Here is a 20,281-nt window from a genome sequence, read left to right as displayed (position 1 = left end):
CCAGCACATTCCGCCCGAGGTAGCCCGCTGCCCGCGCCTCGTGAATCGCGGCCCATACCCGCTTGGCGGCGTGGACATACTCGCCGCGAATGTAGATGTAGCCGACGGAGGCGCGCATGGCATACCCACCGATCAGCATCCCCTCGATGAGCTGGTGCGGGTCTTCCGAAAGGAGGTAACGGTCCTTGAAAGAGCCCGGCTCGGACTCGTCGGCGTTGCAGATGATGTAGTGTTGCCTGCCGTCCTTGAGCGGCATAAAGGACCACTTCAGGCCGGTGGCAAAGCCCGCCCCGCCGCGCCCGCGCAGGCCGGACTTCTTGACCTCCTCGATGACGGCGTCTGGACCCAGCGCAAAGGCGCGCCGCACGCCCTGATATCCCCCATGACGCAGGTAATAGTCGAGCGTCCAGCTGCCCGGCTGCCCGACATGGGCGTAGAGGGTGGGGGCAAAGCGGGGATCCTTGCCACTGGTGATGGGCTTGGGGGCCGGTTCCGCGACGGTCACGCCTCACCTCCCAGGGGGACGAGGTCCGCGACGCTCGCCCCGACCCGTTCGCCGCTGGCCAGCATCTGCCGCCCGTCCTCGCGCACGGTGACGGGAACGGGATGGTCGGGCGGGGGCGGCGTCTCCGCCCGCAGGGCAGCGAGCAGGCGATCACACTTCGTTCGGGTGACCTGCTCGTAGTAGCCCTCGTCGTTCAGTTGCACGACCGGGGCCGTCCCGCACGAGCCCAGGCATTCCACCTTCTGCACGCTGAAGCGCCCGTCCGGCGTCACCTCGCCGGGAACCACGTCAAGCTCCGAGACCAGGTAGTCCCACAGCTCGTCACTTCCGGCCAGCGCACACATCAGCGTCGAGCAGACCTGAAGGTGATACCGCCCGGTCGGCAGGGTGTGGTAGGTCGAGTAGAAGCTCATCACCGAGCGGACTTCGGTGGCCGTCGTCCCGCACAGCTGGGCGATCTCGGCCAGGCGCGCCTCAGATACAAAGCCCTCGGCGTCCTGCACCTCACGCAGGAGCGGCATCAGCGCCGAGCGGCGGCCCTGGGGCGTGGCGGGATAGCGAGAAAAGATGTCTGCGAGGAGGGATGGTTTGTCTGCGAAGTAACTCAAAGTGCCTCTCCTTAGGGGCGAGGGAGAACTCAGGGGTGAGAGAAAGGCAGCAGAGACAACAGCGAAGAGGCCGCCTTCCTCACGGCTCACCCCTCAAACCGTTCACCGGTCCACATCGCCCAGCACCGGATCAATCGTCGCCAGGATGGTGATCAGATCGGCAAACTGGGCACCCACACAGGCGTACTCGAGGGCTTGCAGATTCACGAAGCTGGGCGCACGAATCTTGACGCGGTAGGGCATCGAGCCGCCGTCCGAGACGATGTAGTAGCCCACTTCGCCGCGGGCCGATTCGGTGGGCACGTACACTTCACCGGCGGGCGGGTGAAAGCCTTCCGTCACGAGCTTGAAGTGGTGGATCACCGCCTCCATGCTCGTTTCGAGTTCGGGGCGGGGCGGCAGCGAAATCTTGCGGTTGGGGTCCTTGATGGGACCGGGGGCCAGGCGTTTCAGGGCCTGCCGCACGATCTTGGCACTCTCGCGAAATTCCAGCAGCCGGAGCTGAAAGCGGGCCAGGCTATCTCCGGCGGTGGAAAAGGGCACCTCGAAGTCGTACGTCTCGTAGCCGCAGTAGGGGTTCGCCTTGCGGTGGTCGAGGGGCACACCCGAGGCCCGCAGGTTGGGCCCGGTGAGGCCCAGGTCTATGGCCACGTCACGGGGAATCACACCGACGCCCGTCGCTCGGTCGAGGAAGATCGGGTTCTGGGCAAACAGCGCCTCGTACTCGTCCACTCCGCGCTCGAAGGTGTCGAGGAAGGCGGCGACGCGGGCCGGCCAGTCTTCCGGGATGTCGCGCGCGAGGCCGCCCACGCGGAAGTAGCCCTGGTTCATTCGGTAGCCGCACACCGCCTCGAAGAGGTCTTGCACCGCCTCCTTCTCGCGGAAGGCGTAGAAGAAGGGAGTGAGCGCGCCGAGGTCGAGCAGACCCGTCCCCACGAAGACAAGGTGCGAGTGAATGCGGCCGAGTTCGTGCAGAATCACCCGCACGGTGGTCGCGCGTTCGGGCACCTCGGCCCCCAGCAGCTTTTCGACGCTCAGGACGTAGGCGAGCTCGTGCCCAAAGGAGTGCAGGTAGTCGGTGCGCGGCGCATAGGTCACGCCCTGCTGGTAGGTTCGGTGTTCAAAGGTCTTCTCAAAGCCCGTGTGCAGGTAGCCCATGTGCGGCGTAACCCTCGTGACGAGCTCACCGTCCATATCCACCACGAGGCGCAGCACACCGTGGGTGGAGGGGTGCTGGGGCCCCACGTTCAGACTCATGATCTCGGTGTGCAGCAGGGCGCCCTCTGGAGGGGAAGACAGGGGTTCTGCCGTCATGTGAGCACCTCCGGTACCCTTCACTTCGGTCCCCCTTCCGGCAGCACCGGCGGCACGCGGTCACCCCGCTCGCCACGCCGGAACTCGCCGCGCCAACCGGTGAGGCCGGGGTTTTGCCCGCTCAGGCCCGCGCGGAAGGCAGCAGGATCGATAAAGCGGCCTTCGCGAAACATGGTGGGCGATTCCCCCAGGGGAAAATCTTTGCGCAGGGGGTGGCCTTCAAGGTCGTCGGGCGTGAGGATCTTGCGCAGGTCCGGGTGACCAGCAAACTCGATGCCGAAAAGGTCATACACCTCGCGCTCCAGGTAGTTCGCCGCGCGCCACACCGGGTACAGGCTGTCCACGGGCTGCCCCTCATCCAGCCATACCCGCAGAAAGAGGCGGCGGTGATCTTCCGGGTGGTAGATGTTGTGCAGCACGGCAAAGCGCGCCGGCCTGGGTTCGGGGTAGGCAAGGTAATCCACCCCGACGGTATCGAGCAGCATAAAGCCTCGTTCCTTGAGGGCCTGCGCCACCACCCGCAAGCGCTCGGCGGGAACGGTGGCGGTGGGTTCGGCGCTGTCCTCGGCCAGCAGCCCCAGCTCGGCAAGCAGGGCCGTCACGTCACGGCGGCTCCCCGTCATCGCGTCCATGCCTCCACCATCGGAAGCCGCTCGCCGCGTTCGTCGTACGCCTCGCCGCGCACCTTTTTCTGAAGCTGCATCACGGCGTAGATCAGGGCCTCGGGACGAGGCGGACAGCCGGGCACAAACACGTCCACCGGTACCACGTGGTCGACGTTCTGCACGATGGCGTAGTTGTTGAACATGCCGCCCGAACTCGCGCAGGCACCCATGCTGATCACCCACTTGGGGTCGGGCATCTGGTCATAGACCCGGCGCATGACCGGCGCCATCTTTTTGGAAAGCCGCCCGGCCACGATCATCACGTCCGCCTGCCTGGGCGAGGCGCGAAACACCTCGGAGCCGAAGCGGCTGAGGTCGTTGCGCCCGTCGGTGCTGCTCATCATCTCAATGGCGCAGCAGGCCAGGCCGAAGGTGGCGGGCCACAGGCTGTTGCTGCGCCCCCACGCCACCAGCTTTTCCAGCGTACTGAAAAGAACGCCCTCGGATTCGAGTTCCTGCCAGTCGCGGTCAAAAAGTTCCTTTAGGGCCATGAAGACACAACCTCCGCTTTGCGGCCTCGTACGTCCGGGAGCAGAGACCGGCCAAGGCCCCCACGCGCCCGGTCCCCCGCCTCCCTCACGTCCATTCCAGCACCCCTTTTTTGAGGATGTAGTAGTAGCCCACCAGCAGCAGGGCGACAAAGGTCACGGCCTCGAAAAACACGAAGGGCACCAGCTTCTGGTAGGCGACGGCCAGAGGGTAGAAAAAGGCCGTCTCGATGTCGAAGACGATAAACAGCATGGCCACCAGGTAGAAATGAACCGGGAAGCGCTGGTCGGTGCCGACGCCCCCACCCTGGGGGTCGTTGCCGCTCTCGTAGGCCATCAGCTTGGCGCGGGTGGCCTTTTTGGGCCCCAGCAGGGCGGAGGCAATGACCGCCAGCACTCCAATCCCCAACGCGACCAGCAGCATGACGACGAAATTCGCGTACTCGATGGGAGTCTCCCTTCTGCCCTTGTCTCCTCTCCTCATAGCTCGTGAAAAAACGCACGAGATGGTTGAAAAAAAGAGACGCGGACCTGACGAACCGAATCTGCGACCGACTTGTGGTACGCCACTGTTCTAGCACGAAAACACGTCTCAGGCGACACACAACCCTCGAGGACGGCAGAACGGCGGAGCCGCAGGGGGAGTGCCGCAAGGTTGCGCCCGCGAGGCAGGGGGCATGAAACAACTTGTCGCTTTGCTGCTTGCCCTGGGCACCACCGCTTCCGCCCTCACTCCTGGCTTCGTCGTAACGGCCTGCAGGGCACCGGCAGAACACCCTAGAGCTGTGCCGGCCTTCTTCCTCAGCTCAGCAGCTCGGCAAAGTCGTCATCGTCATTGTCGTGGGCAAGGGGCAGAGTAAAGGTGAAGGTGGAGCCCCGGCCACGCTCGGACTGAACCCAAATGTGCCCGCCATGCTGCTCGACGGCCAGCTTGCAAAAGGCCAGACCCATACCGGTGTCAAAACGGCCGTGCAGGGTCAGGCGGGACTGCTCGAAGGCGGCAAAGAGGTTCGGGAGATCTTCTGCGGGAATTCCCTCACCGTCGTCGCGAACGGTGACATACGTCTCTTCGTCCCTCTGCCAGACACGCACCTCGATCAGGCCACCGGTGACCGTGTGCTTCATGGCGTTGCTGATGAGGTTGGCCAGAATGCGGCGCAGAATGTCGGGGTCGGCCCGGGTGGGGCTGAGGTCCGGCAAGACGGTGACGGAGACATGCCGGTCACGCAGGCCGCTGCCAACGTCGCCGCGTGCCTGCTCGATGATCTCCTCGAACATGGGGCTAAACACCAGCTCGGGGCGCAGGCGCATCTTGCCCGCCTGGATCTTGCGCACATCGAGCATATTCACGGTGAGGTGCAGCAGGTGCCCGGTCTCGTCGCGGGCCACCTTGACAAGTTCGCGGGCGTCGTCGGGTACGCGGTCATCATCCTCGACGACTTCCAGCAGGCCCAGCACCGCCGTGATGGGGTTTTTCAGGTCATGCACGAGCATATGCACAAGCTGGTCACGCACGCGTTCCTCGTGTTCCCAGTCTTCTAAACGGCGCTGAAGCCCCTGCAGACGGCTTTCGAGGTCACGGTGCTGAACGGCGCGGGCAAGTAGGGTACGAACCTGAAGGGCGAGGGTGCCCACCGGCATCTCGTCTCCCATCAGGGCGTCCACCCCCGCCGCCAACAGCGGCTCCAGGTCCCGGCCCACCGCCAGCCAGTAGGTGCCTGCGAGCTCCGCACGCTGGCGCAGAAAGGGCAGCACCTCCGCGAGCGGGACGCCCGGTGTGTCGGCGTGCAGCAGGACCACCGCGGGGGGATGGACATGCGCTTCTCGCAGCAGCGTCTCGGCGTCGGCGATGGCCAACACAGCCGCCTCCTGAAGTAGAGGCGCGAGCCGTTCCGCCCGGGTCGAGTCAGGGGACACAACAAACACCACCGGAACATGGGGAATGGGCATGGGATAGCTGGAGTCTATCGCGGGAAGGCCAGCTCCTCTGCTGCATCGTCCACGCCGCTCAAAGCACGCGGCACGCCCTCAGCGCAAGGACGTGCCGGAAGGCCTTCTTGTCCTCTTTGTCTACCCCTTGACACTCCCAGCCAGCAGGCCACGGACGAAGTACCGTCCCAGCAGGATGTACACCAGCAGGGTCGGCAGCGCCGCGAGAATAGCCCCGGCCATCGGCAGGTTCCAGCTCACCGCCTGGCCGCCCGCAAGCTGCGAGAGGGCATACGTGACGGGCTGCGAACTGGTGTTCGTGAGGGTGGCGGCAAACAGAAACTCGTTCCAGACCTGCGTGAACTCCCAGATAATCACCACCACAAAGGCGGGCAGGCTCAGCGGCCAAACCACCTGGCGGTAGATGCTCCAGAAGCCCGCGCCGTCGATGGTGGCGGCCTCGATCAGCGCATCGGGCACCTCCGCGTAGTAGTTGCGGAAAATCAGGGTGGTGATGGGCAGGCCATACACGACGTGCGCGAGGATCAGGCCCCAGATGCTGCCGTAGAGGCCCAGCGCCTTGACAAACTGGAAGAGGGGAATCAGCACGGCCTGATAGGGAATGAACATCCCAAACAGCATCAGCGCAAAGAGGAAATGGGCACCGCGGAACTTCCATTTGGAGAGCGCGTAGCCGTTGAGTGACCCCAGCAGCGCGGCGAGGATGGTGGATGTGACGGCAAGAAAGAGGCTGTTGCCGAGGTTGCCGCCCACCTTGGCCCAGGCCTCCACAAAGCTCTGCCAGTTGAGCACACGCGGCCACTGCCAGGTGGTGGCGAGGTTGATCGCGTCCGGCGTCTTGAGGGCCGTCGCGACCAGGAGGTAGACCGGCAGCAGGAAAAATAGCGCTCCGAGCAGCAGCAGCACGTACAGCCCGATGCGGCCCACTCTCCCCTTGCGCGAGGTGGGAGCAGCCGTGGTGGTGGGCAGGGTGGTGGTCATGCGTGACCCTCCTCGCTGCGGAAGGCGCTGCGCAGGTAAGGCACAATCACGACCGCGACCAGAATGAGCAGGATGGTCCCGATGGCCGCCCCCAGCGCGAACTGGTTTTGCCGAAAGGACGTGAGGTACATGTTCAGCGCGGGCACGGAGGTATAGGTGTTGTCCGGCCCGGCCATGGCGTACACGAGGTCAAAGATCTTGAGGCTGATGTGCCCCAGGATGATCATCGCGCTGAGGGTGATGGGCGAAAGCAGCGGAAAGACCACGTGCCGGTACATCCCCACCTCGCTGGCACCGTCCACACGGGCCGCCTCGCGCAGCTCCTCGGGAATGCCGCGCAGCCCCGCGAGGTAGAGGGCCATGGTGTAGCCGCTCATCTGCCAGACAGCGGCGATGATGATCCCGATCAGGGCGAGGTTAAAGCCGTGGAGTTCGGGCGCGGGCAGGATCTTGACGTTTGGGCCGACGAACAGTGCCCAGCCCAGAAGCAGCGCGGCGCAAAGCCCCGAGATGACGGCCCGGGCCCGGTCAGCGGCGCGCAGTGCCCGCACAGCCAGCCACACCAGCACGAGCGCGACCACGACAGCCGTGAGCAGCGGGAGCTTGTTCCAGTCAAACTGCCAGATGGCGTCGGTGCTGCTCAGCCAGCCAAAGCTCCCGGGCGGAAGGCCGAACACGGTCGGGAACTGGTTGAGCCCCCCCTGCGGCTGCAGCATCCAGCGCCAGATGGTGCCCGTCACGATAAAGCTCAGGCTCATGGGAAACAGGAAGAGCGTGCGCCACAGCCCCTCGCCCTTCGGATTGCGGTCAAGCAGCAGCGCCAGGCCCAGGCCCAAACCCAGACAGCCCAGAATAAAAAACACCGTGAAGAAGATCGTGTTCACCAGTTCCTGCCGAAAACGGACCTGAAGAAATCCGGTAAACAGATCCTGGTAGTTGGCCAACCCCACCCAGCGGATGATGGGGGTAGCGGCCAGGGCCTGTGCGGGATCGTTCCCCCAGTCGGTCAGACTGACGTAGATGGTGCGCCCGATAAATCCATAGACAAATACGGCCAGCAGCAGCACGCTGGGCAACAACACCAGGACGGACCACCAGCGGTCACGGGAGAGGCCTTTCAGGTGAGGTCACCTCCTTTCGAACGGTGGGGCCACAGGTGTGGGAGAAGACGCTCCTCCCTCCACCGGCGGCCCACCCATTATTTTGCTTACTTGCCGATGCCAGCGCGGCTCGCCAGTTGCTGGGCGGCTGCAGCGGCAGCCTGCGCGTTTCGGCTGGCGACGAACTGGTCGATGATGGCGCCGAAAGCGCTCGTGAAGCTTTCGGGAGCGACCGCGCCGTGCACCATGCTGCCAACGATCCGGCTCTTCTTCCAGTCGGCTGCCGCGCTCTTCGAGTAGGTGTTGTACCGGCTGAGGTCACTGTCGAGTCGCGCGGCGATGGAGCCCTTCAGGGGGTTGAAGGTGTCCTGGCCCTGTTTGCTGCCCAGCAGCTTGAGCCAGTTGATGGCCTCGGTGCGGTTCTTGGCTCCCTTGGGCAGCCCAAAGGAGTCGGCCAGCATCACGAACGTGCCGCTCGTACCGGGGGCCGTAGTCCAGCCGAAGCCGGTTCCGGGCTTGAGCTTCTTGGTGGTCGTGAAGTACCCCGCCGCCCAGTCGCCCATGACATTAAAGGCGCTCGTTCCGTCTGCGATTCGGTCGGCCGCCTGTTGCCAGCTCAGGCCGCTGGCATCCTTATTGGTGCAGTCGAGCACCTTGCCGAACGTGGTAAAGCCCGCCAGTACCTTGGGATCGGTGAATTTGAGCTTGCCCGCCCACAGGTCCTTCCAGCCCTGCGCCCCCAGCGTCCCGACCATCACGTTTTCCCAAAGGTGCTGTTGCGTCCAGTTTTCCCCGACGACGAGGGGCGCAGCGACACCCTTGGCCTTGAGCTTGGCGCAGGTCGTCAAGAATTCATTCCAAGTTTTGGGCGGGGTGACGCCCCAAGCCTTGAGTTTGGCGGGGTTGTACCACATCACGTTGGAGCGGTGCACGTTCACCGGCACGCTCCAGATGCCGCCCCGCGCAGAGAGCAGTTCGATCACGTCCCGGGGAAACACCTTGTTCCAGCCTTCAGACTGAAACAGCCCACTCAAGTCCTCCATGCGGCCCGCGACCACCCAGGTGCCGATCAGCTCCTGCCCCGCGTGCACCTGGAAGGAATCGGGGGGCGTGCCGCCCAGCATGCGGGTCTTGAGCACGGCCTTGGCATTGGTGCCCGCACCGCCCGAGACCGTCGCGTTGTCCACCGTGACGTTGGGGTACTTCTGCTTGTACAGCTTCAGCAGGGCTTCGAGGGCCGGGCCTTCATCGCCGGACCACCAGGAAAAAATCTCCAGCTTCCCAGCAGCAGAAGCGGTGGACGAGAGAGCAAGCGCAGCCATAAGCACAACTTTTTTCATAGGGTTCCTCCAGGGGAGAAAGAACGTGGGGTCGGGGCGAGTGCGGCGGCAGGCAGGGTGCCGGGTGGCCCCCGACCTACAGCCGCGACACGGTACAGGTGGCGCAGACCACACGGCGTAAGCAGATGATCGAGCAGCATAGCGCCCGCGCCCAGTACCCCGGCATCCGCGCCCAGGGTGCTCAGATCGATGCGCGTGCCGCCCGCATTGATGCGCAGGGTACGGCTGAGGGCACTCGTGCGAACGGCCTGTAGGAACACGTCTCCCGCCTGTGCGAGCCGCCCACCGACAATCACAACGCTGGGGTTAAAGAGGTTGAGCGCAGTACTGATCGCCACGCCGAGGTGATGTCCAGCCTCTGCCCACACAGCACGTGCCAGCGGATCCACATTGGCCAGGGCGATCAGATCGGGCAGCGTAGGGGGATCAGGCAGGGCGGTGAGCATTCCCGCCTCGCGGCGGGCCTGGGCCGCTGCCAACAGCACCTGCGCCGCCGCGTAACTCTCCAGGCTGCCGGGGTTGCCGCTGCGGCCCACCGGGCCCTGCTCATTGATGCTGATATGGCCGATCTCGCCCGCTCCCCCCCGAACACCGCGGTGTAGCCGCCCGCCCAGCAGGACACCCGCACCGATGCCCGTCGCCGCTTTCACGTAGATCAGGTCGCTCGCTCCGCGGTGCGCGCCAAAACGCGCCTCGGCCAGGGCACCCAGATTCGCGTCGTTGTCCACCCAGGCCGGCAAGCCCAGGGCCGCTTCGAGACCCGCCTTCACGTTCTCGCCGTCCCAACCGGGCATGTTGGGCGGCTGCACGACGCACCCTGTTGCGTAATCAACTGGACCCGGCACGCCCGCACCCACCCCCGCGACCCGCTCGCGGGGCACGTCCGCCTCCTTCAGCACCGCTTCTGCCAGCCCCGCCAAGAGCTCATACGTGGCGGCCGGACCACTCAGGATGTCGTGAGAAACGGTTCGGCTTGCCAAGGGGGTGCAGCGCAGATCGAGGAGGTCCACCCGTGCATGACTGGCCCCCAGGTCCACGGCAAGCAGGTAGGCCGCGCGGGTGTGCAGGGCGAGCAGGGTCGCGCGCCGGCCCACCTGTCCGTAGCCTTCCCGCCCTCCCGCTCGCGGGCCAACCTCGCGAACGAGTCCTGCCGCAATCAGTTCGGCGACGATGGAGCTGATCGCGCTGCGCGACAGGCCCAGTTCCCGTGCCAGGTCCACCCGAGCCCGTTGTCCCTGCCACAGCCGTCCAAGCAGCAGGAGCGTATGCCGGACCCGAATGGCAGCCAGGTCAAGCGTATCGGGAAGAGGCAGGGCGTACGTCACAAGAACTCCAACAGGGGTGGACCAGGAACAAAACCAGGGGAAACACGGTGCCGAAGCGCCGTCAGAAGCGTCTTGGTGGTGGCTGCATACTGCGCCTGCGCAATTTTGTTTGTCAAATGAACAAATGAATAGCGGGGGTCGGAGGGGCCTGGCCTGGGCTCGCCGACCAGGCCCCGTGCTCTTGGTCTATTGGTCTGGGTGCTCGGGTTCCTCGCCGCTCTTCTCTGCGGAGCGGCTCTGACTCTCGGGCCGCAGCAGGGGAAAGAGCAGCACGTCCCGAATGGAGTCGCTGTCGGTGAGGAGCATGGCCAGGCGGTCGATCCCCATGCCCATCCCGGCAGCGGGCGGCATGCCGTATTCCAGGGCCAGCAGGAAGTCCTCGTCCTGCTCATGGGCCTCCTCGTCCCCGGCCTCACGCCTTTGCGTCTGGGCCTCGAACCGCGCCCGCTGGTCGAGGGCGTCATTCAGCTCGCTGTAGATCGGCGCGAGCTCGAAGCCCGCGACAAAGAGGTCGGCGCGCTCGGCGAGGCCGGGGCGGCTGCGGTGCGCCTTGACCAGGGGACTGATCGCCAGCGGCACGTCGGTCACAAAGGTGGGGTTGATCAGCGTGTGTTCGACGTACTCGCCAAAGAGTTTATCCAGCAGCTTGTACTCCGGCACCCTGCGGAGCTCGGGATGCCGCTCGTCGGCCCAGGCCCGCAGCCGGGCGAGATCGGTGGGATCAAAGTCCAGCCCAGCCGCCTCCCGAAGCGCCGTCACGAAGTCCAAGCGGCGAAACGGCAGGCTGAAATCCACCTCCTTGCCCCCGTAGGTGAGGCGAGGTTCGCCCTTGAGCTCGGTGACCAGGCCGCAGAGCATCTCCTCGACCAGGCGCATCATGTCCTCATAGTCACCGTAGGCAAAGTACGCTTCCAGCATGGTGAACTCGGGGTTGTGGGTGCGGTCGATGCCCTCGTTGCGGTAGTTGCGGCCGATCTCGTACACCCGCTCGAAGCCGCCGACAAGCAGGCGCTTGAGGTACAGCTCCAGGCTGATGCGCAGGGAAAACTCGTGCGAGAGAGCGTTGTGAAAGGTCTTGAAGGGCTTGGCTTCCGTCCCGCCCGGCACGACCTGGAGGGTCGGCCCCTCCACCTCCATAAAGCCCCGCTCGTCCAGGAAACGGCGGATGTAGCGAATGGCCCGCGCGCGGGTTCGGTACGCCTCGCGCCGCTCGGGGTTGACCATCAGGTCAAGGTAGCGGCGGCGGGCACGCAGCTCCTCGTCCTGCAGGCCGTGGAACTTGCTGGGCAGGGGGTGCAGGCTCTTGACAAGGGGCTGCCAGCTCTTGACCCGCAGGGTGAGCTGGCCGGTCTTCGTGACAAAAGGAAAGCCCGTCACGCCGATGATATCGCCCAGATCGATCTTCTTCGTCGCGTCAAAGGCTGCGGTGTCCTGTTTGGAAAAGTGAAGCTGAATTCGGCCCTGCTCGTCCTGCAGGTCCGCAAAGGCCGCCTTGCCCATGTGCCGCATCAGCGTGACGCGGCCCGCTAACGCGTAGCTTTCTTCCGGCCACTCCTCTCCCGGCTGGGCCGCAGGATGGGCCGCCAGCACGTCAAGGGTATGGTGCGTCTGTGGGTAACGGTAGGGATAGGGTTCAAACCCCGCCTCGCGCAGCGCCTCCTGATTTCGTAGGCGGCTTACAGTCTGCTCATGCAAGCCCGCATAACGGGCATCCGGGTGAGGAGCATCGTTCGACATGGGGGGAAGTATAGGGGGCTGGAGACAGAAGGCTCTGCTCCAGCCCCTCGCCCCCGGCGCCTAGTACTCGATGTTCGTGACCCGGTACTTGACCTGCTTGCCGTTTTCGAGGTTCACCACAAAGGTCTCGCCGGTCCTGCGGCCCATCAGTTGGCGCCCAACCGGACTTTCTTCGCTGATGCGCGGAAGGGTGCCTCCCAATACCGCCGCCTCGGGAGCGCTCACGATCTGAACGCGCATATCCTTTTTGGTGGTCTCATTGGTGAGGGTCACGATGGCGCCGAGCTCAACGGTGCCCTCGTTTTCATGGTCCTCGATGATGGTGGCGCGGGCAAGGGTCTCTTCGAGTTCCTCGATCCTCGCCTCGATGTTCATCTTCTCGCGCTTGGCGTCCTCCAGACCGGTATCCTCGGTGTCGGCGCTGGTTTCCATCTGTTCTTGCAGGATGCGGGTCGCTTCTGCGAGCCGAGCCTGTTCCTGGGCCAGGGTCCGCTGGAGGCGCTCATGGCCTTCACGGGTGAGTCTGACTTGCCTGGGTGCCTGTACCACTGCTGTCCTCCGTTGCCGGGAAGTGGGAATGGGGGGAAAGGGGTGTTCTGAGAATTGCAGGGCATTCTGCCACACGCCCGCTGGGGTGGCAAGAAAATGTAACGGGCCGCACCTGATCCCGCCGGGTCAATCGGCGCGCGTTCCCAAATCGCGGGTGACGCGCGCGGTTAGCAGGACCAGAACTGTACAGACGAGCCCCAGGGCGGCCAGGGCCAGGGGCACGCAGCCTGCCCCGCTGCGGGCGACGAGCGCGCCCAGTCCCGCAGGCGCCAGCATGCCCCCCAGAGACCCCGCAATCAGCAGGGCAGGGACCTGCCGAGCGGGAAGGCAGCGGGTCATCCAGGCGAGCACCGTGCCAAACACCGGTCCGAGGGTGATTCCCGCGAGCACATACGCGGCGGGGGCAAGCGCGGGCACCGCCGCGGTGAGAGCAGCGAGGGTCGTGAGGCCAGCCGCCGTCAGAACGAGCACGGGCGGCGGCACCCGGGCCCCAAACAGCCCGGTCAGGACGCGACCGGCGGTGAGGCCCGCCCAGTAGCCGCTGAGAATCAGGGCGGGCGCGGCAAAGCCCAGGGCGCTGAGGTGACGGGCCAACCACGCCCCAAAGCCCACTTCTAGCCCCACGTAGGTGGCGAGCAGCAGGGCGAACAGCAGCAGGGGCAGGCCGGGGCGCACGGCCCCTCCCGAAGCGCCGGAGGCCGGCAGGGCGGGCACACCCCACAGCCGGACCAGCAGCAGCGTGGCCAGCCCCAGCCCCGCGACGGTCAGGAACGGCAGTGCCAGCGACCGGGAACCCAGCGTGGCCACCAGGAGCGGCGACAGGATACTTCCCACCCCGAACACCGCATTCACCAGGTTCACCGCCCGCGTCCCGATCCCCGCGTAGGCCGTGTTGAGCGCTGCACTCATGCCGCCCAGGCCCAGCCCGCCCAACAGCGCCGCCGCCACAGCCAGGCTCCACGCCGGAGCCAGGGCCACGCCCGTTACACCGGTGAGCAGCAGCAGCAGGCTGCCCACCACCACACGCCGCACGCTCAGGCGCGTGAGGGCCACCCCAGCCAGGGGCGGAGCGACCGACGACCCCAAAAAGTGCGCGCTCGCGATCAGGCCGACCGTCGCCGCGCCGACGCCGTACCGCGCCTGAAACAGTGGGAAGGCGGCCCCGTACATCGCCTGAAGCACGCCCAGGGTCAGGAACGCAGCCCCACCCGGCACGAGCAAGGGAGCAGTCAGCGGCAGGGCGGGGCGAAGGGCACTCACGCTGCGGGAGCGTAGCACAGCTCGCCGGGGCGCAGTGGCCCGCGTTCCCTCCCCTAGCGCGGCATAAAGACCAGGCTAAAGAGCCACTTGTTGCTTTGACCGTCCCGTGTCCACTCGTAGCCGATGCCGGCCCCAACGAGGCTCGGGAGGGCCTGGACGCGGAAGAGCACGTCGTTCCACAGGTCGGTTCGGTCCTCCTGCCAGTAGTGGGTGACCCGGCTGCGGACGGCCCCCACGCCAAAGACACTCGCCGTGTCGCGCACGGGCAGGCGGTAGGTGACGCTGGCGTTCGTCTCCTGGTAGCGGCCCAGCCCGAAGTCAGGAATGGCGACCCGTCCAGCCACAAAGCGCTCGAAGTGCGAGGCGGACACCGTCAGCCCCGCCGCAGGCGTCACGCTTGCGCGCACCGAGAAGTCTACGCTTCCCTGCGCCTGCTTCTGCACCGGAAAGGTATACAGGCGGGCGGTGCTGGCCAAACCCACGTTCACCTTGCCCAACGTCCGTTCGTAGCCGCCTCCCACCTCGCTCTGGGTGTAGGGAGCGGCCACCTCCCCCTGGTAGGCCACGCCCACATTGTTCAGGACGCGCACTCGGTCCCTCAGGGTGGTCAGGGCATACCCAGCGCTGAAGCGCGAGTGGTAGCCGCTCCCTTGCAGCAGACCGGTGTACTGCACACCCCGCCAGGGGTCATGCCGGACTTCTAGCCGAGGAATCCCCCGCGCCGCGTTCAGCCCGTTGTCAAACACCCCAGCCGCCAGGCTGGTGTCATCCAGTCGGGTGTAGACACCGTATTCCCAGTAACGGGGATGCCTGACCAGCACCAGACGCACATCCGGCTGAACGGGCAGCGGGAAGGCCCGCACGCCAAAGCTCACGCCTCCATCCAGTCCAACAACCAGCTCCGTTCCCCCGAGGCGGGGACCGTAGTTGGCGGGAAGCCGCAGCGAGGGCGGGGGGCTCGTCTGGGCAGCGGCGGTGGCAGCGAGGCTCAGGGCCAGCATGCCGGCTTTCAAAAGGATGGCGGGGCGATGAGGCACCTGCGCATCTTGACGCCTCCGCGCCGACTTTTGATGAAGGGGCCGAACTCAGGTTCGAACGTTCACCACCGTCACGCCGTGCCCGCCTTGGTTGGCCTCCGCGTCGTGGAAGGACTCGACGCGCTTATCTGTCTTGAGGTAGTCGCGCAGCACCCGCCTCAAGACGCCCTGGCCTTTGCCGTGAACCACCCGCAGCGGCGTCTCCTTGAGTGCGTGTGCCTCGGCAATCGCCTGGCGCAGCTCCTCGACCGCCTCCTCGACCCCCAGGCCACGCAGTTGCAGCTCGTGCTGGAAGTTGCCCGGCCGGGTGCCCGCAAAGGTGGGCCGGGGGGCCCGGACCTTGGGCTCAGGTTTCAGGCGCACGTCGCGGCGCTTCACGCCGACCTTCATCACGCCGAGCTGCACCACCAGGTCATCGCCGCGCATCTCCAGCACCTGGCCCTGGGCGCCGTAGGCGGGTACGTCTACCGTGCTGCCCACGCGGATGGGGTCGCCGCGTTCCTCACGGGAGGGAGGCGGGGTGGGGCGGGCTTTTTGCGCGGCCGCGCGCAGCTCGCGCAGTTCCTGCATCACGCGCGGACGAGCGCTGTCCTCCTGCGCGCGGGCCCGCAGCGTGCGCACCCGCTCGATGGCGTCGGCATAGAGCGTTTCAGCCTTCTGCGCAGCTTCTGCCAACATTTCGTTTCGGCGGGCGTCCAGCGTCTCGCGTTCGTGGCGCACCCGGGCGAGTTCGGCTTCTGCCTCACGGCGGGCCGCCGCCGCGGCTTCCAGTTGCGCGGCGAGGTCGGTGCGTTCGCGCTCCAGGCCCTCCAGCATCCGTTCCATCAGGCCCGCGTCGGGACCGAGGAGTTCTTCGGCACGCGCGAGCACAGCCGGCGGCAGACCCATGCGCCGAGCGATCGCCAGCGCGTACGAGCGGCCCGGCTGCCCCACCTGAAGGCGGTAGGTGGGGCTGAGCGTCTCCAGGTCAAAGCCCATCGAGGCGTTTTTCAACCCCGGCGTTTCCAGCGCAAAAAGCTTCAGCGGCGAGAGGTGCGACGTGATGATGCCGCGCGCGTCCTGCGCGAGAAGCGTCTCGATCAGCGCCTGCGCGAGGGCCGCCCCCTCCTCGGGGTCGGTGCCGCTGCCCAGCTCGTCCACGAGGACCAGGGTGTCGGGCGCGGCGTGCCGCAGCACGTATCTGAGGTGCTTGAGGTGCGAGGCGAAGGTGGAGAGGCTCGCCTCAATGCTCTGCTCGTCCCCGATGTCAACAAGCACGTCGCGGACCACGGGCAGCCGAGCGCTGGCGGCGGGCACGTACATCCCGCACTGGTGCATCAGGACGGCAAGGCCCAGCGTCTTGAGGGTGGCCGTCTTGCCGCCCATGTTGGGGCCGGTGATCAACAGCAGCTTGGTTTCCCCAAGCCCGATGTCGTTGGGAACGGGGTTCTCGATCAAGGGGTGACGAGCTTCCCGCAGGTCATAGGTGTGATCGCTCGCGGGTTCGGGGCGGTTAAGCCGCCAGTCACGGGCCAGGCGGGCCTTGGCGGCGATCAGGTCGAGTTCGCCGATCGTGGCCAGGGTCATGGGAATCTCGGCGTCCTGGGCAAGCAGACCCGACAGCTCGGCCAGGATGCGCCGCACCTCCGCCTCCTCGTCCAGGATGAGGCGGGCGAGTTCGTTGTTGAGCGGAGTGATGGCGGCCGGTTCCACGAAGTAGGTCTGCCCGGTCGCCGAGGCGTCCACGATAATGCCCTGGACCTGGCCCACCCGGCTGGCCTGCACCGGCAGCACGTAGCGGTCGCGGCGAATGGTGACAAGGTGCTCTTGCAGCACGTCCGCCCACTTCTCCAGCGTGGCCGCCAGGCGCTCGCGGATGCGGTTCCTGAGCGGCTCGATGCGTTTGCGCAGGTCGCGCAGCGTGTGGCTGGCATCGTCGCGTACGGCCCCATCACGGTCGAGGGAGGACAGCACCCGGCGCACCAGCTCGCTGTGGTCACCCAGGCCCAGCGCCACGTCACGCAGCGGTCCACGCGAATTGGCGTTGATCGCCCGCCGCACCGCCATCGCGCCGTCGAGGGAGTACGCGGCATTCAGCAGGTCCTGCCCGGAGAGGACCCGGCCCTCCTGCGCCCGCGCGTGCAGCTCACGGATGTCCCCAATCCCGCCCAGCGAGAGGCTCACGCCGAACAGGGCATCCTCCACCTCGTCCAGTTCGCGGGCAATGCGGCCCCCATCCGCAGAGGGCATCAGTGCCCGAGCCCGCTCTCTCCCTAAGGGCGTGGCGCTGCGCTCGACCAGCGCGTCACGAATGCGGGGAAAGTCCAGGGCGTTCAGGGCACGGGGGGCAAACGGCATCTCAACAAGGAGGATAACAACGCGCCCGGTCCCGGAACGTGCGCCGGGTGGCCTAGAGGGCAGGCAAGCCGCATGCCCGCTTACGGTCCTGTCGCCCAGAATGTGAGGCAATAGGGTATGACCACCTTTCCAGCGGGTCCCCGCCGCGTCCTCGTCACGGGCGGAACGGGGTTTGTCGGACGCTCCATCGTCCGGGAACTGGTCGAGCGGGGCCACACGGTCTACGCCGGGTCAAGGGGCGGGGAGGCGCTGCCAGGGGCGCGCGGCATCACCCTGGACGTCACCGATCCGGGAAGCGTTCTGCGGGCGGTGGGCGAGGCCGAGCCGGACGCGGTGATCCACCTCGTGGGCATCATCGAGGAGACGGGCAGCCAGACCTTTCAGAGGGTTCATGTGGAGGGCACCCGACACGTGCTCGCCGCCACCCCGCGCGGCGCCCGTTTTCTGCACATGAGTGCCCTGGGTGCAGACGAGGCCAGCGCGAGCCGCTACAGCGCCACAAAGGGCCAGGCCGAGCGCCTGGTGCACGACAGTGGTCTGGAATGGACCATCTTCCGGCCCAGCCTGATTTTTGGCGTGGGGGACGATTTCTTCGGGCGGGTGCTGCGCGACCTTGTGACCGCCGCGCCGGTTGTGCCCATGATCGGGGACGGTTCCTTTCCCTTTCGGCCGGTCAGCGTGGAGGATGTGGCGCTGGCTTTTGCCGGGGCGCTCGAAAAGCCGGAGACGGCCGGGCAGACGTACGCCCTGACTGGCCCGGAGGAGTACACCTTCCGCGAACTCCTCGAGCAGGAGCAGCGCGCGCTGGGCCAGAAGCGGCCCATCGTCCCGGTGCCGCTCGCCCTGATGAACGTGGCCGTGCCGCTGATGCAGGTTCTCCCCCATCCGCCCATCACCCGTGACCAGTACGTGATGCTCAAGGCAGGCAATACCGCGCCCAACGAACCCGCGCGGACAGTGTTTGGTCTTCCCATGCACCGTCTTCGGGACCGGTTACCGGAGATCCTTCGCCGGTCCAGTTCTGCACATTGATACGGATACGGGAGAGCAGCGCTCCGTCCATCCTCCCTCCCGCGGGCCTGGGCCTGCCCCGATGTTGCGCAGTTGAAGTTAAGCGGTTGTCGCTTGGCGTTCGAACTCGTGGGGCGTCAAGTACCCGAGAGTCGAGTGGCGGCGCTGGCGGTTGGAGAAGACCTCAATGAACTCGAACACGGCGCGTCTGGCAACCTCTCGATTCTCGAACATGGCGTCCTCGAACAGCTCCCGCTTCAGGGAGCTGAAAAAGCTCTCCACGACGGCATTGTCCCAGCAATCCCCCTTGCGGCTCATGCTGCCCCTGGCCCGCAGGCGGGCCAGTTCGTCTTGAAAGATTCTGCTGGCGTATTGGCTGCCCCTATCGCTGTGATGGAGCAAGCCCGGCGGCGGATCACGACGTCCAGCGGCCATTCGAAGGGCGGCTAGCGGCAGGGTGGCGGGCATGGACGCATCCATCGCGTAGCCCACCACGGCCCGCGAATGCAGGTCCAGGGTGACCGCCAGGTACAGCCAGCCCTTCCGGGTCGGCACGTACGTGATGTCGGATGCCCAGACCTGATGGGGCTGCTGAACCTCGAACTGGCGCTCCAGCAGGTTGGGGCAGACCGGGAGGGAGTGATGGCTGTCGGTGGTTCGCACCCAGCGTCGCTTCCCCTTGGCGCACAGCCCCCCTGAACGCATCAGGCGAGCCACGCGCTTTCGAGAGACGCGCAGACCTTCGGCCCGCAGTTCCGCGTGAACTCGTGGCGCCCCATACCTGCCCTTGCCGCGCTGGTGAACGTCTCGGATGCGCTGCTGGAGCAGCGCATCCTGCTGCTTGCGGTGGGAAAGTGGCCTTCTTCGCCAACTGTGGTACCCGCTCACCGACACCTCCAGCACCCGGCACATCACGTCCAAGCGGTACCTCAGCGTATGGTCTCTTTGGCGAAGAAGGCCGCCGCTTTTTTCAGGATTTCGCGCTCCTAACGCAAGATCTCGTTCTCTTTGCGGAGCCGCTGCATCTCCTGCTGCTCCACGGTGAGGACCTGCTTCCCCTGCCCTGGGAACGCTCCATCACCTTTCTCCCGCTCGACGTTCATCCATTTCCGGAGCAGTGAGACGTTGATGCCCAGGTCGCGGGCGGTGCCCGAGAGGTTGCCGCTGGTTCGGGCAAGTTGCACTGCATCTCGCTTGAACTCGGCGGTATGAATTCCGCGGTTCGTCATGATGGCGCCTCCTATCTTCGAGGCTTCTCTCCACCTGCGCAAAACCGGGTCACCCTCAGACCCGTGCTTTGCTCGGGTGGATACAAAGAGGCGGCGCCCTTTGAAAGGGGTTGGCGCAGGCGGGGTGCTGATACGTCCCTGATGGACAGGTTCTACCTTCCCGCCGATGCCGCACCATCAGCTTGGACAACAGCACTCGCGACGACTTGGCTTGCCTGGGCTCCTCTCCCGCTGGTCCAGCGGTCTGCTGGGCACGGCGCTGCTGCTCACACCGGCGGCCCAAGCGGTCGCGGTGGGCCTCGAAGGGCAAGTGCACAATCTTGCCGTTCTAGAACGTGAGCTGGGTCGGGACGGAGTCTTGGTGCTCCTGACGAACTTGACGGCTGGCCATCTGGTAGGCGTTGGACACCTTCAAGGGGGACAATTCCAAATCGGAATCCCGGAAAAGTTTCATCCGCCGGTGAGTCCCGCTCAATTCTGTGCGGGTGTTCGCAGCCTGCCCAGCGAGCCGAACATCTACATCGCCGAGTCGCTGCTGGCCTATCAACCGGCGCGTAACGCGGCCACCCTTCTTAGTCAGGCGGATCATCCAACCAATCCCACCCGGCGAGCCCAGTGGTTTTATAGTGACCGTGCAGCGACGGTCCGGGGCCGTTGCAGCGGCCTGAACACTTCCTACCAGTTAAAGCTTCGTGCCGGCTGGAATGCCGTCATGACAGTGAGCCAACCCGGCCACTTTCTGGTGACCAATGCCACCTCCAGCCTGCCCTACTGGGCCCAGCCCACCCCGCTTCGCCAGGTCCGCACGCTCTTTCGGACCCTCTTTGCACACCCCTGAATACGCT

At 65.9% G+C, this 20,281-nt stretch carries 18 protein-coding genes and 1 pseudogene (1 of these 19 cut by a window edge); 2 read left to right on the top strand and 17 right to left on the bottom strand.

Annotation, left to right across the window (positions count from 1 at the left end; all coding sequences use genetic code 11):
* From nuoF to EI73_RS01480, 16 genes are all read right to left on the bottom strand, one after another.
* Positions 1 to 505, bottom strand: the 5' portion of a protein-coding gene (gene nuoF / locus EI73_RS01555; RefSeq protein WP_034383462.1) for an NADH-quinone oxidoreductase subunit NuoF. The gene continues 836 nt to the left of window position 1, outside the view; only the first 505 of its 1,341 coding nucleotides appear in the window; the start codon lies at positions 503 to 505; its stop codon lies off the left edge, out of view.
* Positions 502 to 1,113: an NADH-quinone oxidoreductase subunit NuoE gene (gene nuoE, locus EI73_RS01550; RefSeq protein ID WP_034383460.1), complete on the bottom strand. Its 612-nt coding sequence runs from the start codon at positions 1,111 to 1,113 to the stop codon at positions 502 to 504. The genes nuoF and nuoE overlap by 4 nt, the downstream gene beginning before the upstream one ends.
* 102 nt (positions 1,114 to 1,215) lie before the next feature.
* Positions 1,216 to 2,427 carry an NADH dehydrogenase (quinone) subunit D gene (gene nuoD, locus EI73_RS01545; RefSeq protein ID WP_034383458.1) on the bottom strand — a complete coding sequence of 404 codons (1,212 nt, stop codon included), beginning with the start codon at positions 2,425 to 2,427 and terminating at the stop codon, positions 1,216 to 1,218.
* Between the two features lie 20 nt (positions 2,428 to 2,447).
* On the bottom strand, positions 2,448 to 3,059 hold the full coding sequence (locus EI73_RS01540; RefSeq protein ID WP_034383455.1) for an NADH-quinone oxidoreductase subunit C: 612 nt from the start codon (positions 3,057 to 3,059) through the stop codon (positions 2,448 to 2,450).
* Entirely contained in the window at positions 3,047 to 3,583 is a 537-nt protein-coding gene (locus EI73_RS01535; RefSeq protein ID WP_034383452.1) for an NADH-quinone oxidoreductase subunit B family protein, read from the bottom strand. The genes EI73_RS01540 and EI73_RS01535 overlap by 13 nt, the downstream gene beginning before the upstream one ends.
* 85 nt (positions 3,584 to 3,668) lie before the next feature.
* Complete coding sequence (locus EI73_RS01530) at positions 3,669 to 4,004, bottom strand: NADH-quinone oxidoreductase subunit A (RefSeq protein WP_034383449.1); 336 nt, start codon at positions 4,002 to 4,004, stop codon at positions 3,669 to 3,671.
* 377 nt (positions 4,005 to 4,381) lie between these two features.
* A complete protein-coding gene (locus tag EI73_RS01525) occupies positions 4,382 to 5,530 on the bottom strand; it encodes a HAMP domain-containing sensor histidine kinase (protein WP_034383446.1) in 1,149 nt (382 codons plus the stop codon).
* Between the two features lie 120 nt (positions 5,531 to 5,650).
* Entirely contained in the window at positions 5,651 to 6,511 is an 861-nt protein-coding gene (locus EI73_RS01520; protein ID WP_034383443.1) for a carbohydrate ABC transporter permease, read from the bottom strand.
* On the bottom strand, positions 6,508 to 7,632 hold the full coding sequence (locus tag EI73_RS01515; RefSeq protein WP_034383440.1) for a carbohydrate ABC transporter permease: 1,125 nt from the start codon (positions 7,630 to 7,632) through the stop codon (positions 6,508 to 6,510). Before EI73_RS01515 ends, EI73_RS01520 begins: the two co-directional genes overlap by 4 nt.
* Before the next feature lie 86 nt (positions 7,633 to 7,718).
* On the bottom strand, positions 7,719 to 8,951 hold the full coding sequence (locus EI73_RS01510; RefSeq protein WP_034383438.1) for an ABC transporter substrate-binding protein: 1,233 nt from the start codon (positions 8,949 to 8,951) through the stop codon (positions 7,719 to 7,721).
* The gene (locus EI73_RS01505; protein ID WP_231557252.1) at positions 8,948 to 10,276 is read right to left on the bottom strand and encodes an ROK family transcriptional regulator; all 1,329 of its coding nucleotides are present in this window, start codon (positions 10,274 to 10,276) and stop codon (positions 8,948 to 8,950) included. Before EI73_RS01505 ends, EI73_RS01510 begins: the two co-directional genes overlap by 4 nt.
* 186 nt (positions 10,277 to 10,462) lie before the next feature.
* Complete coding sequence (gene lysS / locus EI73_RS01500) at positions 10,463 to 12,013, bottom strand: lysine--tRNA ligase (protein ID WP_051935371.1); 1,551 nt, start codon at positions 12,011 to 12,013, stop codon at positions 10,463 to 10,465.
* A gap of 60 nt (positions 12,014 to 12,073) precedes the next feature.
* Positions 12,074 to 12,562, bottom strand: a complete 489-nt coding sequence (locus EI73_RS01495) for a GreA/GreB family elongation factor (RefSeq protein ID WP_034383435.1) — start codon at positions 12,560 to 12,562, stop codon at positions 12,074 to 12,076.
* A gap of 126 nt (positions 12,563 to 12,688) precedes the next feature.
* On the bottom strand, positions 12,689 to 13,822 hold the full coding sequence (locus EI73_RS01490; RefSeq protein WP_034387479.1) for a sugar MFS transporter: 1,134 nt from the start codon (positions 13,820 to 13,822) through the stop codon (positions 12,689 to 12,691).
* Between the two features lie 53 nt (positions 13,823 to 13,875).
* On the bottom strand, positions 13,876 to 14,823 hold the full coding sequence (locus tag EI73_RS01485) for a hypothetical protein (protein ID WP_051935370.1): 948 nt from the start codon (positions 14,821 to 14,823) through the stop codon (positions 13,876 to 13,878).
* An 84-nt stretch (positions 14,824 to 14,907) separates the two neighbouring features.
* Positions 14,908 to 17,196 carry an endonuclease MutS2 gene (locus EI73_RS01480; RefSeq protein WP_197050731.1) on the bottom strand — a complete coding sequence of 763 codons (2,289 nt, stop codon included), beginning with the start codon at positions 17,194 to 17,196 and terminating at the stop codon, positions 14,908 to 14,910.
* Positions 17,197 to 17,313: 117 nt separating this feature from the next.
* Between EI73_RS01480 and EI73_RS01475 the strand changes: the two genes are divergently transcribed.
* Positions 17,314 to 18,228, top strand: coding sequence for a complex I NDUFA9 subunit family protein (locus tag EI73_RS01475; protein WP_034383433.1), 915 nt, complete (start codon positions 17,314 to 17,316; stop codon positions 18,226 to 18,228).
* Positions 18,229 to 18,306: 78 nt separating this feature from the next.
* Here EI73_RS01475 and EI73_RS01470 read toward each other — a convergent pair.
* A pseudogene (locus tag EI73_RS01470) lies at positions 18,307 to 19,436 on the bottom strand (IS3 family transposase).
* A gap of 460 nt (positions 19,437 to 19,896) precedes the next feature.
* On the opposite strand from EI73_RS01470, the gene EI73_RS16640 reads away from it, so the two are divergent.
* On the top strand, positions 19,897 to 20,274 hold the full coding sequence (locus EI73_RS16640) for a hypothetical protein (protein ID WP_231557251.1): 378 nt from the start codon (positions 19,897 to 19,899) through the stop codon (positions 20,272 to 20,274).
* The last annotated feature ends 7 nt before the right edge of the window (positions 20,275 to 20,281 follow it).

Origin of the sequence: Deinococcus sp. YIM 77859 (genome assembly GCF_000745175.1) — a bacterium.
Lineage (GTDB): Bacteria > Deinococcota > Deinococci > Deinococcales > Deinococcaceae > Deinococcus.
Note: the sequence above shows the minus strand (reverse complement) of the source record. Positions and strands in the feature narration are given on the sequence as shown.

Excerpts from the sequence above, each read along its gene's own strand:
- EI73_RS01485 (WP_051935370.1), bottom strand. The coding sequence starts at position 14,823 with ATGCTGGCCCTGAGCCTCGCTGCCACCGCCGCTGCCCAGACGAGCCCC.
- EI73_RS01530 (WP_034383449.1), bottom strand. The coding sequence starts at position 4,004 with ATGCTGCTGGTCGCGTTGGGGATTGGAGTGCTGGCGGTCATTGCCTCC.
- EI73_RS01510 (WP_034383438.1), bottom strand. The coding sequence starts at position 8,951 with ATGAAAAAAGTTGTGCTTATGGCTGCGCTTGCTCTCTCGTCCACCGCT.
- EI73_RS01535 (WP_034383452.1), bottom strand. The coding sequence starts at position 3,583 with ATGGCCCTAAAGGAACTTTTTGACCGCGACTGGCAGGAACTCGAATCC.
- EI73_RS01540 (WP_034383455.1), bottom strand. The coding sequence starts at position 3,059 with ATGGACGCGATGACGGGGAGCCGCCGTGACGTGACGGCCCTGCTTGCC.
- EI73_RS01480 (WP_197050731.1), bottom strand. The coding sequence starts at position 17,196 with ATGCCGTTTGCCCCCCGTGCCCTGAACGCCCTGGACTTTCCCCGCATT.
- EI73_RS01475 (WP_034383433.1), top strand. The coding sequence starts at position 17,314 with ATGACCACCTTTCCAGCGGGTCCCCGCCGCGTCCTCGTCACGGGCGGA.
- EI73_RS01520 (WP_034383443.1), bottom strand. The coding sequence starts at position 6,511 with ATGACCACCACCCTGCCCACCACCACGGCTGCTCCCACCTCGCGCAAG.
- nuoD (WP_034383458.1), bottom strand. The coding sequence starts at position 2,427 with ATGACGGCAGAACCCCTGTCTTCCCCTCCAGAGGGCGCCCTGCTGCAC.
- lysS (WP_051935371.1), bottom strand. The coding sequence starts at position 12,013 with ATGTCGAACGATGCTCCTCACCCGGATGCCCGTTATGCGGGCTTGCAT.
- EI73_RS01525 (WP_034383446.1), bottom strand. The coding sequence starts at position 5,530 with ATGCCCATTCCCCATGTTCCGGTGGTGTTTGTTGTGTCCCCTGACTCG.